Origin of the sequence: Methylibium sp., assembly GCF_013817345.1 — a bacterium.
GTDB lineage: Bacteria > Pseudomonadota > Gammaproteobacteria > Burkholderiales > Burkholderiaceae_C > Methylibium.
Window position 1 is genome coordinate 15,090 of record NZ_JACDCW010000058.1, and the last position, 12,374, is coordinate 27,463.

The 12,374-nt window shown below is 67.7% G+C and carries 10 protein-coding genes and 1 tRNA gene; 7 read left to right on the forward strand and 4 right to left on the reverse strand.

Translation table 11 applies throughout. The annotated features are described in order from the left end of the window. The first annotated feature begins 69 nt into the window (after positions 1–69). On the forward strand, positions 70–501 hold the full coding sequence (locus H0W40_RS12120) for a hypothetical protein (protein WP_292446477.1): 432 nt from the start codon (positions 70–72) through the stop codon (positions 499–501). 46 nt (positions 502–547) lie between these two features. Here H0W40_RS12120 and H0W40_RS12125 read toward each other — a convergent pair whose 3' ends face one another. Beyond that, entirely contained in the window at positions 548–2,962 is a 2,415-nt protein-coding gene (locus H0W40_RS12125; protein ID WP_292446479.1) for a UvrD-helicase domain-containing protein, read from the reverse strand. On the opposite strand from H0W40_RS12125, the gene H0W40_RS12130 reads away from it, so the two are divergent. Next, entirely contained in the window at positions 2,957–3,613 is a 657-nt protein-coding gene (locus tag H0W40_RS12130; RefSeq protein ID WP_292446481.1) for a hypothetical protein, read from the forward strand. The two genes, H0W40_RS12125 and H0W40_RS12130, sit on opposite strands and share 6 nt — an antisense overlap. 154 nt (positions 3,614–3,767) lie before the next feature. Further along, positions 3,768–6,593 carry a valine--tRNA ligase gene (locus H0W40_RS12135; protein ID WP_292446482.1) on the forward strand — a complete coding sequence of 942 codons (2,826 nt, stop codon included), beginning with the start codon at positions 3,768–3,770 and terminating at the stop codon, positions 6,591–6,593. Here H0W40_RS12135 and H0W40_RS12140 read toward each other — a convergent pair. After that, the gene (locus H0W40_RS12140) at positions 6,544–7,668 is read right to left on the reverse strand and encodes an NAD(P)-dependent oxidoreductase (RefSeq protein WP_292446483.1); all 1,125 of its coding nucleotides are present in this window, start codon (positions 7,666–7,668) and stop codon (positions 6,544–6,546) included. The two genes, H0W40_RS12135 and H0W40_RS12140, sit on opposite strands and share 50 nt — an antisense overlap. Positions 7,669–7,788: 120 nt before the next feature. Between H0W40_RS12140 and galU the strand changes: the two genes are divergently transcribed. After that, a complete protein-coding gene (gene galU, locus H0W40_RS12145; RefSeq protein ID WP_292446485.1) occupies positions 7,789–8,655 on the forward strand; it encodes a UTP--glucose-1-phosphate uridylyltransferase GalU in 867 nt (288 codons plus the stop codon). Between the two features lie 88 nt (positions 8,656–8,743). On the opposite strand, the gene H0W40_RS12150 is transcribed toward galU, so the two are convergent. Together H0W40_RS12150 and cysM are read right to left on the reverse strand one after the other, a co-directional pair. Then, positions 8,744–8,971 carry a sulfurtransferase TusA family protein gene (locus H0W40_RS12150; protein WP_292446487.1) on the reverse strand — a complete coding sequence of 76 codons (228 nt, stop codon included), beginning with the start codon at positions 8,969–8,971 and terminating at the stop codon, positions 8,744–8,746. A gap of 102 nt (positions 8,972–9,073) precedes the next feature. Beyond that, positions 9,074–9,979, reverse strand: a complete 906-nt coding sequence (cysM, locus tag H0W40_RS12155) for a cysteine synthase CysM (RefSeq protein WP_292446489.1) — start codon at positions 9,977–9,979, stop codon at positions 9,074–9,076. Between the two features lie 75 nt (positions 9,980–10,054). Between cysM and H0W40_RS12160 the strand changes: the two genes are divergently transcribed. The 3 genes from H0W40_RS12160 to H0W40_RS12170 all read left to right on the forward strand — a co-directional run bounded on the left by H0W40_RS12160 (position 10,055) and on the right by H0W40_RS12170 (position 12,038). Continuing rightward, positions 10,055–10,139: transfer RNA gene (locus tag H0W40_RS12160), tRNA-Leu, on the forward strand. Positions 10,140–10,213: 74 nt separating this feature from the next. Beyond that, positions 10,214–10,810, forward strand: a complete 597-nt coding sequence (locus H0W40_RS12165; RefSeq protein WP_292446490.1) for a rhomboid family intramembrane serine protease — start codon at positions 10,214–10,216, stop codon at positions 10,808–10,810. A gap of 109 nt (positions 10,811–10,919) precedes the next feature. After that, entirely contained in the window at positions 10,920–12,038 is a 1,119-nt protein-coding gene (locus H0W40_RS12170; protein WP_292446492.1) for a S1C family serine protease, read from the forward strand. The last annotated feature ends 336 nt before the right edge of the window (positions 12,039–12,374 follow it).

Sequence of the window (12,374 nt, forward strand, 5' to 3'; positions counted from 1 at the left end):
GGACCACCGAAAACCTCGCGACGGTAGGCAGGTGGCATGAAGCCGTCATGAACGCGACGTGACAACGCGATGACACGGCGCCTGAGCCAAAGTACGCAGAGCCCAACACCGCGCGGAATACTCGGGCGCGTTTCTCATGGGCATCAAGAATCCGATGAACTCGACGAAGCACCGGCGGCGAAGGTGGATGACTGCTGCGATCGTGGCGATATCGCTCGTGGCCTCACCGGCTGCGCAGTGCTGACCGTCGGCGGCGCGGTGGTCGGCGCGGCGATCAGCGTGACCGGTGCAGTGGTCTCCACCAGTGTCGAATTGACCGGCAAGGTCATCGGTGCCGGCATCGATGCCGTGTCCGGCGACGACGAGACCGACGATTCCGGCATCGTGATCAGGTACACCGAGCGGCCGGCATCAAGCGCACTTCAGGCCCTGCCAGGCTCGCCACCGCCCGCTCCGGCTCCGGCTCCGGCTCCGGCTCCGGCTCCGCCACTGCCGGACTGACCCGCCCGTCGCCGGTGCACCGCCGCGGCGGCGAGCCGAAGACGCCCTACTCGATCGGCGTGAGCTTGGCCACCGACAAGGCCAGCCACTTCATGCCGTGGCGGCCGAAGTTGACCTGGGCGCGCGCGTCGGCGCCTACGCCTTCGAGCGTGACGATCACGCCCTCGCCGAACTTGGTGTGGAACACGCTCTGGCCGGAGCGCAGCCCTTGCGGCGTGGCGCGCGCCGCTGCCTCGAAAGCGGCCGGCGCCTCGCGGGGCGCCATCCGCCCGGCGCCGACCATGCCGCCCGGCCCCGAACCGCGCTGCCAAGCCTGCTGGTATTCGCGGGCATAGCTGGAGCCGAAGCCGGCGAGCTTGGGGCTCAGCCACTTGAGCGCACCTTCGGGCAATTCGTCCAGGAAGCGGCTCTTGATGTGATACCGGGTCTGGCCGTGCAGCATGCGGGTCTGGCTGAAGCTCAGGTACAGGCGCTTGCGTGCCCGCGTGATCGCCACGTACATCAGGCGGCGCTCTTCTTCCAGCCCGTCGACATCGCTGGCCGAGTTCTCGTGCGGGAACAGGCCCTCTTCCAGGCCGGTGATGAAGACGTGATCGAACTCCAGGCCCTTGGCGGCATGCACGGTCATCAGCTGGATCGCGTCCTGCCCCGCCTGGGCCTGGTTGTCGCCGGCCTCCAGCGCAGCATGGGTGAGGAAGGCGGCGAGCGGCGACATGATCTCGCCGGTCTCGGCGTCGGGTGCCAGCGCCTCGGCCAGCGCCACCGCAGCGGGCAGACCCGGAGCGATCTGGCCGGGCCGCAGCCCCGCGCCGCTCTGGCCGGCCGCCGCACCCTGCTCGTCCACCGGCAGCGCCACGGCGTCCTTGCCGAAGCCCTCCTGGGTCACGAAGGCCTCGGCCGCGTTGACCAGTTCACCCAGGTTCTCGAGCCGCTCGGCGCCTTCGCGCTCGGCCCGGTAGAAGTCGGCCAGGCCGCTGCCTTCGACCAGGTGCTCGATGATTTCTCGCAAGGTAAGCCCGCGCGTGGCCTCGCGCATCGCATCGATCAGCGTGGTGAAGGCGGCCAGGTTCGCGCCGCCCTTGCTGGCGACCGCGCCCACGCTCTGATAAAGGCTGCGGCCGCTAACGCGCGCGGCATCCTGCAACTGCTCGAGCGTGCGCGCACCGATGCCGCGGGTGGGGAAGTTCACGACGCGCAGGAAACTGGTGTCGTCGTTGGCGTTCTCTAGCAACCGCAGGTAGGCCAGCGCGTGCTTGATCTCGGCGCGCTCGAAGAAGCGCAGCCCGCCGTACACGCGATACGGCATGCTGGCGTTGAACAGCGCGCTCTCGATGACGCGCGACTGCGCATTGCTGCGGTAGAGCACCGCGATCTCGCTGCGAGGCGAGCCCTCGCGCAAGAGCTGGCGCGCCTCGTCGAGCAGCCATTGCGCCTCGGCGAAGTCGCTGCTGCCCTCGAACACCCGCACCAGCTCGCCCGGCCCGGCCTCGGTGCGCAGGTTCTTGCCCAGCCGCCGCGAGTTGTTGGCGATGAGCGCGTTGGCGGTGTCGAGGATGTTGCCGAACGAGCGGTAGTTGCGCTCGAGCTTGATGACCTGCTGCACCCTGAACTCGCGCTCGAAATCGGCCATGTTGCCGACCAGTGCGCCCCGAAAGGCGTAGATGCTCTGGTCGTCGTCGCCGACCGCGAGCACGTTGCTATCGGGTCCGGCGAACATCTTCAGCCAGGCGTACTGCAGCCGGTTGGTGTCCTGGAACTCGTCGACGAGGATGTGACGGAAGCGGCGCTGGTAGTGATCGCGCAGCTCGGTGTGGTCGCGCAACAGCTCGTAAGTGCGCAGCATCAACTCGGCGAAGTCGACGACGCCCTCGCGCTGGCACTGGTCTTCGTAGGCCTGGTAGATCTGCTGCTGCACGCGGGTGAGCTCGTCGCGCACCGGCACGTCCTTGGGGCGCAGCCCTTCTTCCTTCGCACCGGCGATGAACCAGGTGCACGGCTTCGCAGCAAAGCGCTCCTCGTCGAGCTTCATGCCCCTGATGACGCGCTTGACGGCCGAGAGCTGGTCCTGCGTGTCGAGAATCTGGAAGCCCTGCGGCAGCGCGGCCAGCTTCCAGTGCGCACGCAGGAAGCGGTTGCACAGGCCGTGAAAGGTGCCGATCCACATGCCGCGCGGGTTGACCGGCAACTGCGTTGCCAGGCGCGTGAGCATCTCCTTGGCGGCCTTGTTGGTGAAGGTCACCGCCATCACGCCTGCAGGCGAAACCTGCCCGGTGTGGATGAGCCAGGCGATGCGCGTGGTCAGTACACGCGTCTTGCCGGAACCGGCGCCGGCCAGGATCAGCGCATGGCCCTTGGGCAGGGTCACCGCCGCGAGCTGTTCGGGGTTCAGGTGTTCGAGCAGACGCGCAGAAACGGGCGCCGGAGCGGGAGAAAGAAGGTCGTCAGAATGCGCGGGATGCATCGATGGATTCTAGGAGCCGGGGCCTTGCTCGCCGGCGTGCAGGGCATGAGCCAGCCGGCCACCGCACCGGCCTGCGCCGAGCCGCGGAGCGTGGTCGAGCGCTTCATCGATGCCGACTGCGCAGCCTGCTGGGCGGCGCCGGCCGAAGCCGAACTGCCGCCCGGCACGTGGGCGCTCGACTGGATAACACCGGGCACTCGCGGCGCGCAAGCGCCGCTGGCCCTGGGGGCGCTTGCGGAGGGCGAAGCACGCCGCGCCGCCATCTCGGCGCGGCACTCCCTGACGGCTTCGGGCGAGGCGGCCTGGCGCCTCGCCGTCAGCCCGACGCTGCGCCTTTCGGTCGAGGGCGGCCCGGCCTGGAACGGCTACCTCGGGCTGCAGCTGCAAAGCCGTGGCAGCGCCCCGGCGGGCGCCCTCGCCTACCTTGCGCTGGTCGAGGACCTGCCGGCCGGGGCCGAGGGCAATGCCAGCACGCGCCGGCTGGTGCGGGCAGTCGCCGGCCCGCTGGCGCTTGGCAACGGTCCGACGCGCGAATTGCGTGCCCTCCGAATCCCCGAAGGCGCCAAACCGGAACGCCTGCGCGGGGTCGCTTGGTGGGTCGATCGCGACGAGCGTCTGCAGGGCATTGCGGCGGAAGCTTGTCCGCGCTGAAAGGGCGGTCCAACAACCGCGCGATGCAGTGCCGTCATGCCCGAAACTCGGCGACCGCTCATGCGTCTGGTAACCGACGCCCCCGTAGAATGCTCTCTTCGACCCTGCGGAAACGGCGCCCCCTGGGCGCCGTTTCGTTTTTGCGAAGCCCGCCATGACCGAACTCGCCAAGTCCTTCGAACCCGGCCCGATCGAGGCTAAATGGGCACCTCTGTGGGAAGCGCGCGGCCTGTTCACGCCGACGCTCGATACCGGCAAGCCCTCCTTCAGCATCCAGCTGCCGCCACCCAATGTGACGGGCGTGCTGCACATGGGCCACGCGTTCAACCAGACGATCATGGATGCGCTTACACGCTGGCATCGCATGCTCGGCCACAACACGCTGTGGGTGCCCGGCACCGACCATGCCGGCATCGCCACGCAGATCGTCGTCGAGCGGCAGTTGCAGCAGCAGGGCGTGAGCCGCCACGATCTCGGCCGCGAAAACTTCGTCGCCAAGGTGTGGGAGTGGAAGGAGCAGTCGGGCTCCACCATCACCGAGCAGATGCGCCGCGTGGGTGCCAGCGTGGACTGGGCGCACGAGTACTTCACCATGGACGAGAAGCTCTCGCCGGTGGTGACCGACACTTTCGTGCAGCTCTACGAGCAGGGCCTCATCTACCGCGGCAAGCGCATGGTGAGCTGGGACCCGGTGCTGAAGTCGGCGGTGTCCGACCTCGAGGTGGAGAGCGAGGAAGAAGACGGCTTCCTGTGGCACATCCGCTATCCGCTCGCCCATGGCTCGGGCGAAGTCGTGGTGGCGACCACGCGGCCCGAGACGATGCTCGGCGACACCGCGGTGATGGTGCACCCCGAGGACGAGCGCTACGCCGCGCTGATCGGCAAGACCGTCATGCTGCCGCTATGCGAGCGCGAGATTCCGGTGATCGCCGACGCCTACGTGGACCGCACCTTCGGTACCGGGGTCGTCAAGGTCACGCCCGCACACGACGTCAACGACTATGCGGTCGGCCAGCGCCACGGCCTGCCGCTGATCGGCATCCTGAACCTCGACGCGACCGTCAACGACAACGCTCCGACGGCCTACCGCGGACTGGACCGCTTCGTCGCGCGCAAGCGCGTCGTCGCCGACCTCGAGGCGCAAGGTTTCCTGGTCGAGGTTAAGAAGCACAAGCTGATGGTGCCCCGCTGCGCACGCACCGGCCAGGTGATCGAGCCGATGCTCACCGACCAGTGGTTCGTCGCGGTGAGCAAGGCCGGCCCCGACGGCAAGAGCATCGCGCGCAAGGCGATCGATGCGGTGGCCTCGGGTGACGTGAAGTTCGTCCCCGAAAACTGGGTCAACACCTTCGACCAGTGGATGAACAACATCCAGGACTGGTGCATCTCGCGCCAGCTCTGGTGGGGCCATCAGATTCCCGCGTGGTACGGCGAGGCCGGCGAGCTCTTCGTCGCTCGCAGCGAGGAAGAGGCGCGCGCCAAGGCAGAGGCCGCCGGCTACCACGGCGCCCTCACGCGCGACCCCGACGTGCTCGACACCTGGTACTCATCGGCCCTGGTGCCCTTCTCTTCGCTTGGCTGGCCCAAGCAGACGAAGGAGCTCGATCTCTTCCTGCCTTCGAGCGTGCTTGTCACCGGCTACGAGATCATCTTCTTCTGGGTCGCCCGCATGATCATGATGACGGCGCACTTCACCGGCAAGGTGCCCTTCAAGACCGTCTACATCCACGGCATGGTGCGCGATGCCGAGGGCAAGAAGATGAGCAAGTCCGAGGGCAACGTGCTCGATCCGGTCGATCTGATCCAGGGCGTGGACATTGACACGCTGGTGAAGAAATCGACCACCGGCCTGCGCAAGCCGGAGACCGCACCCAAGGTCGCCGCGCGCGTGAAGAAGGAGCATCCGGGCGGCATGCCGGCCTACGGCGCCGACGCCCTGCGCTTCACGATGGCCAGCTACGCCAGCCTGGGCCGCAACATCAATTTCGACACCAAGCGCTGCGAGGGCTACCGCAACTTCTGCAACAAGCTCTGGAACGCGACGCGCTTCGTGCTGATGAACTGCGAAGGGCAGGACTGCGGCTTCAAGCCGCACGGTGCCGAGGAGTGCGTTCCCGGCGGCTACCTGCACTTCTCCGAGGCGGACCGCTGGATCACGGGCGAGGTGCAGCGCGTCGAAGCCGGGGTGGAGAAGGGCTTCGCCGAGTTCCGCCTCGACAACGTGGCCAGCGCGATCTACCAGTTCGTGTGGGAGGAGTACTGCGACTGGTACCTGGAGATCGCCAAGGTACAGATCGCCATCGGTGACGATTCAACGCAGCGCGCCACGCGCCGCACGCTGATCCGCGTGCTGGAAACGGTGCTGCGGCTGCTGCACCCGATCACGCCCTTCATCACCGAGGAGCTCTGGCAGGTGGTGGCACCCGTTGCCGAGCGCAAAACCGCGGGCAGCGAGGCCTCGATCGCCACGGCTCCGTATCCGCAGGCCGAACTCCAACGCGTCGATGCACGAGCGGATGCCTGGGTCGGTCGGCTCAAGCAGGCGGTCGGCGCCTGCCGTGCGCTGCGCAGCGAGATGAGCCTCTCACCCGCCGCACGCGTGCCGCTGCTGACTTGCGGTGACGCTGCGTTCATCGAACAGGCCGCGCCGCTGATCAAAACGCTGGCCAAGCTCAGCGAGGTGCGCGTGCTTTCCAGCGAGGCCGACTTCGCGCAGGCCAGCGCAGCAGCCGCGGTCGTCGTGCTCGGCGAACTGAGAATGGCGCTGCACGTGGAGATCGATGTCGCCGCCGAACGCGAGCGGCTCGACAAGGAGATGCTTCGGCTGGAAGCGGAAATCGTCAGGGCACTCGCCAAGCTCGGCAACGCGGGCTTCATTGCCCGCGCGCCCGAGGTCGTGGTTGCGCAGGAGCGTGCGCGCCTGACCGACTTCAGCGCGACGCTGCAGCGTCTGCGCGAGCAGCGCGCTCGTGTGGGCTGAGCTCGGCGTCGCGCAGTTCGCGCACCTCGGGCATGTCGATCACCACGCCGCCGCCGGCATCGTCCTCGTCGTTGCCAACGAGCGAATCCGGATCGTCGTCTGCACTGCCTAGCGGCCCCGGCATCGACACCGGCCCGTTGAGCGGCGGCACCGGAGCGCGAGATTCTCGCGCCACCGGCGGAGTCTGGCTCAGCACCTCGTCGAGGCGCTGCGCAACGGCCCACACGCTGCGCACACGCGACTCCTGCGTGTAGCCGGCGAGCCGCGATGTGGTGTGAAGGTTGGCCACGCCGTGCAGCGGCCGGCCTTCGTCGAGCAGACCGGGCGAGACGCTGTCGAGCCATGCACCGGCCAGTCGCCCGCTGCGCAGCACCTTCGCCAGCGCCGATTCGTCGAACAGGGCCGAATGCGAGGTGCTGACCAGCACCTGCCCGGGCTTGCCGTGCGGCAGATAGCGATCACCGAGCAGGCCCTGGTAGCGGCTGTAGAAAGGCAGCTGCACGCACACAGCATCGGCCGTTTCCAGCAGCTCGCGCAAGCCGATCGGCTCGACGCGCCAGCGCCCCCACAGGGCATCGGTGGCATGCAGGGTCGGCTCATAGCCGATCAGGCGCGAGCCGAACCCGCTCAGCAAGGCCGCGAGCGAGCGGGCTGCCGGCGCCAGACCGACCAAACCCACAGTGGCGCTGGCCAGCTCGCGGCCACCGCCTTCGCGGCCAGCCAGCATGCCGGGACGCAACAGGGCGATCAACGCGCCCACCAGGAATTCGGCCTCGGCCGGCGCAGTGGATGCATTGCCGCGCACCAGCTCCACACCGGCCCGGGCACAGGCATCGATGTCGATGTTCTCCAGCCCCGAGCCGATACGCCCGACCGCCCGCAACATCGGCGCAAACGACAGCGTTTCTTCATCCACGCGCAAGGAAGGCGGCAGCATCGCCGTTCGCACGTTGAAAAGAGTTTGCCGGAACGCGCGTGGATCGCGGGCCAGCTCCGGCGCATAGCGAACGCGATGCCGAGCCTGCAGCCACTGCAGCACTTCGGCTTCCATCGGCTCGGCAATCAAAAGGTCCATCGGACTCCAGTGTGAGCCGCACATGTGCGCTGGCTTACGCTAACGGGCAGCGGGCGTTCTTGCGTCGAAAAGGGCGTGACAGAATCGATCACGTTTCCATTGCCGGACGATTGTAAGTAAATGCTGATCAACAAAGCGATCTTCCCCGTGGCCGGGCTTGGCACCCGCTTCCTGCCGGCCACCAAGGCCCAGCCCAAGGAAATGCTGCCGGTGGTCGACAAGCCGCTGATCCAGTACGCGGTCGAGGAGGCGTACGCCGCCGGCATTCGCGAAATGATTTTCGTCACCGGCCGCAGCAAGCGTCCGATCGAAGACCATTTCGACATGGCTTACGAGCTGGAGATGGAACTCGAAGCCGCCGGCAAGGCCGAACTGCTGGCGCTGGTGCATCAGGTCAAGCCCGACGACATGGAGTGCGTCTACGTGCGGCAGGCCAAGATGATGGGTCTGGGACATGCGGTGCTGTGCTCGGAGCGGCTGGTGCGCAACGAGCCTTTCGCGGTGCTGCTGGCGGACGACCTGATGGTCGGCACCACGCCGATCCTCAAGCAGATGGTCGAACAGTTCGAGGAATGGCGCGCCTCGATCATCGCCGTGCAGGAAGTGCCGGCTGATCAGACCCGGCGCTACGGTATCGTCGACGGCACGCCGGTCAACGACCGCATGATGGACATCACCGCCATCGTCGAGAAGCCCGCGCCCGAAGACGCACCCTCGCTGCTCGGCGTGGCCGGTCGCTACATCCTCATGCCCGACGTGTTCTCCGAAATCCGCGCCCAGCCGCGCGGCGTGGGCGGCGAGATCCAGCTCACCGACGGCATCGCCGGGCTGCTGCGGCGCCAGAAGGTGTTCGCCTACCGCTACGAAGGCAAGCGCTACGACTGCGGCAGCAAGGAAGGTTTCCTGCAGGCCAACGTGGAACTGGCGCTGGCGCATCCGGAGGTCAGCGCGAGCTTTCGCGAGTACCTCCAGACGCTGGACATCTGAGCCGGCCCGCGCGGCACGAGCAGCCTCGGCCCCAAAAGCACAAAGCCACCTCCGCGGTGGCTTTGTGCTTTTAGAGCCGGCATCGGCCTCATCGGCGCCGCAGCCAGTGGATGTACTCGTTGCCCGCCGTCTGCTGCTCGACCAGCTCGTTGCCCGTCTGGCGCGCGAAGGCCTGGAAGTCGCGCACCGAGCCAGGGTCCGTGGCCACGATTTTCAGAGTCTGGCCGCTCGTCATGTCGGCCAGCGCCTTCTTGGCCTTGAGGATGGGCAGCGGGCAATTGAGGCCGCGCGTGTCGATTTCCTTGTTCGCTTCCATGCTGGCGGCCCCGTGCTGTGATCTCCCCGGCGATTCTAGGCTTCGAGTCGTGCCGCGACGCCCAGCCATTGCGGCTCGATGCCGCGCACGCGCAGCCAGCGCTCAGGCGGGGAACACGCCGGTGGAAAGATAACGGTCGCCGCGGTCGCAGACCACGAAGACGATGGTCGCGTTCTCGACCGTCTGCGCCACCTGCAAGGCGGCCCAGCACGCGCCCGCCGCCGAAATGCCGGCGAAGAGGCCTTCCTCGCGCGCGAGCCGACGCGCCATCTCTTCGGCGTCCGACTGGCTCACGTTGATGGTTTCATCGACCCGGCTCGGCTCGTAGATCTTGGGCAGGTAAGCCTCGGGCCATTTGCGGATGCCCGGGATGCGCGAGCCCTCGCTCGGTTGCGCACCGACGATGCGCACCGCGGGGTTCTGCTCCTTCAGATACCTGGACACGCCGGTGATCGTGCCCGTGGTGCCCATCGCGCTCACGAAATGCGTGATGCGGCCCTCGGTGTCGCGCCAGATTTCAGGGCCCGTGGTTTCGTAATGGATGCGCGGGTTGTCGAAGTTGGCGAATTGGTCGAGCACCCGACCCTTGCCTTCGCTTTGCAGCTTTTCGGCGAGGTCGCGCGCGTACTCCATGCCACCCGCCTTGGGCGTGAGGATCAACTGCGCGCCGAAAGCCTTCATGGACTGCGCGCGTTCGATGCTCAGGTCTTCGGGCATGACCAGCAGCATGCGGTAGCCGCGGATCGCCGCTGCCATGGCCAGTGCGATGCCGGTGTTGCCCGATGTCGCCTCGATGAGCGTGTCGCCGGGCTTGATCTCGCCGCGCTCCTCGGCGCGGCGGATCATGCTGATGGCCGCACGGTCCTTCACCGAGCCGGCCGGATTGTTGCCTTCGAGCTTGCCGAGAACGATGTTGCCGCGCTGTTCGTTCGCGATGCCGGGCAGTCGCACGAGCCGCACCAGGGGCGTGGCGCCGATGGTGTCTTCGAGGGTCGGGTAGCGGGGCATGGGCAGGCCTTTCTGGGGCGATTGTCGCAGCAGGAAAGAGGCCCCATGGCAGAATCTCGACCACTCAGCACACTGGCCTCGGTGGCGAAATCGGTAGACGCGCGGGACTCAAAATCCCGTTCCGCAAGGAGTGACGGTTCGAGTCCGTCCCGAGGCACCACCCCGCATCACGCCGCCCTTCATCCGGGGACTTCTCCCCGAGTGCGCGTCCTTCGCGACTCAAAACACCTTGCCATGCCGCCGCTGCCTCCGATCACCCAGGCCCTGCTACTGATCAACGTCGGGGTGTTCTGCCTTGCGCAGTTTGTGGGCCCCTGGTTCCTGCAGTTGTTCGCACTCTGGCCGCTGGGTGGCAACTTTCTCCCGTGGCAGGTGGGCACCTACAGCTTCCTGCACGGCTCGATTGGCCACCTGTTCTTCAACATGCTCGGCTTGTGGATGTTTGGCGCCGAGCTCGAGCGGCTGTGGGGCACCCGCCGCTACCTGCAGTTCTACGGCGCCAGCGTGCTCGCGGCGGCCGTGGCGCAACTGCTGGTCGCCGCGCTGCTCGGCTCGCCCTATCCCACCGTGGGAGCCTCCGGCGGTCTGTTCGGCCTGCTGCTGGCTTTCGGCATGCTGTTTCCCAACCGCATCATCATGCCGCTGTTCCCGCCGATCCCGATGAAGGCGCGCAACTTCGTGATCCTCTTCGGCGCCATCGAACTCGCACTCGGCGTGTACAGCCCGGCCGGCGGCGTGGCGCACTTCGCGCACCTCGGCGGCATGGTCGGCGGCTTCGTGATGATCCGTTACTGGCGCGGCCAGCCGCCGTTTGGCCGGCGCCGCCGCTGACGACGCCTGCGGCGGGTCTCACTCTCCGCAAAGTCCCCGTCGCCCGCTCGGGCGGCATGGCGGTTCATGCTGTGGCACACGCGTTCACACAACGCGCAAAAGGCCTGTCATGGACGCAACGCCCGTTACCCGCACCCCGACGCTGCAGGCTCTGGACGCTGATCTCCAGCGCCTGCGCTTCAGCCATCACCGGCCGGTGATGGCGCTGGCCGCGATGCTGCTCGGCATGGCTCTCACAACGCCGGGCGTCGCCGCAGCAGAACCCGGCAGCGCGGCCACGCATCGCCAGGCCGCCGCTTCCCACAGCCAGGCGCTCGCTCTGCAGCGCGCCAGCAATTCGGTCGTCGGCATCGAAGTCAAGGCCGTCGCAGAGGCTCCGTCGAGCGAAACCCTCGGGCGCCAGCGCAGCGGCTCGGGCGTGGTCATCGGCGACGACGGCGAGGTACTGACCATCGGCTACCTGCTGCTCGAAGCCGACGAGGTGAGCCTGCTGCTCGACAGCGGCAAGCGCGTGCCGGCCCGCGTGCTCGGCATGGATCTGGCCTCGGGTTTCGGGCTGTTGCAAGCCCTGGTGCCGATCGAAGTGCCGGCGGTCCCCTTGGCGAGCGACACGGGGGTCAGCACAGACGAGTCGCTGTTGCTCGTGAGCGGCGGGAACGAAGGTGCGGTGAGCGTGGCGCGGCTCTCCGCGCGGCGCGCGTTTTCCGGCTACTGGGAATACCACATCGACACGGCCCTCTTCACGCGCCCGCCGCGCACGGATCACAGCGGCGCCGGCCTCTTCAACGCGCGCGGCGAACTGCTGGGCATCGGCTCGCTGCTGGTCATGGACACACCTGGCGAGCACGAGACCGGGCCGGGCAACATGTTCGTGCCGGTCGACCTGCTCGCTCCCATCATCGGCGAGCTGCGCGAGCGCGGCAGCACGCGCGCCAGCCACCGCGCGTGGCTCGGAGTGAACTGCGAAGAGCGGCAGGGCGTCGTGCGGATCGTGAAGATCAACCCCGACAGCCCGGCCGAGCAAGCAGGGCTGGAGCCAGGCGACCTGATCACCGCCATCGACGGCGAGGCGGTGGCCGGTCTGGAGACTTTCTACAAGCGCCTGTGGAGCGGCGGCAGGCCCGAGCGCAGCGTGCTCCTGGAAGTGCAGCGGCAAGGCGAACGCCGCACGGTGCAGGTGCGCAGCGTCGACCGCATGGGCACGCTGCGGCAGGCGCGCAGCATCTGAAGTCTCCTACCAAGTTGCGTTCGATCGGCTAGGAATGTTGTGATCGATCGAGCCCCGCACGGGTTGGCAATCGGCCCGTTGCGGACGTTCGGGGGGCCGCTGTGCGAACTTTTGGCAGGAGCAAAGCCGTGGGCGGGTGTGCGGCGGCGCGCCGGTGCGGCGGTCGGCCCTGTGGGCCGACTGCGCTGCGCTGCTCGGGCTTGTGGGCCGTCGCGGAACTCGCTTCGTTCGCTGCGCTCACTGCGCTCAAACAGCCGCGACGAGTCAGTCCACGAAGCGCGCTGCGCGCGCTGCCCGCAAGCCCTGCGCTGCTCGCCGCCGCACAAGGCGCACCGC

Bases quoted from the DNA above. Each gene is read 5' to 3' on its own strand.
- H0W40_RS12120 (WP_292446477.1), top strand. From the start codon at position 70: ATGACACGGCGCCTGAGCCAAAGTACGCAGAGCCCAACACCGCGCGGA.
- H0W40_RS12130 (WP_292446481.1), top strand. From the start codon at position 2,957: ATGCATCGATGGATTCTAGGAGCCGGGGCCTTGCTCGCCGGCGTGCAG.
- H0W40_RS12125 (WP_292446479.1), bottom strand. From the start codon at position 2,962: ATGCATCCCGCGCATTCTGACGACCTTCTTTCTCCCGCTCCGGCGCCC.
- H0W40_RS12135 (WP_292446482.1), top strand. From the start codon at position 3,768: ATGACCGAACTCGCCAAGTCCTTCGAACCCGGCCCGATCGAGGCTAAA.
- H0W40_RS12140 (WP_292446483.1), bottom strand. From the start codon at position 7,668: ATGGACCTTTTGATTGCCGAGCCGATGGAAGCCGAAGTGCTGCAGTGG.
- galU (WP_292446485.1), top strand. From the start codon at position 7,789: ATGCTGATCAACAAAGCGATCTTCCCCGTGGCCGGGCTTGGCACCCGC.
- H0W40_RS12150 (WP_292446487.1), bottom strand. From the start codon at position 8,971: ATGGAAGCGAACAAGGAAATCGACACGCGCGGCCTCAATTGCCCGCTG.
- cysM (WP_292446489.1), bottom strand. From the start codon at position 9,979: ATGCCCCGCTACCCGACCCTCGAAGACACCATCGGCGCCACGCCCCTG.
- H0W40_RS12165 (WP_292446490.1), top strand. From the start codon at position 10,214: ATGCCGCCGCTGCCTCCGATCACCCAGGCCCTGCTACTGATCAACGTC.
- H0W40_RS12170 (WP_292446492.1), top strand. From the start codon at position 10,920: ATGGACGCAACGCCCGTTACCCGCACCCCGACGCTGCAGGCTCTGGAC.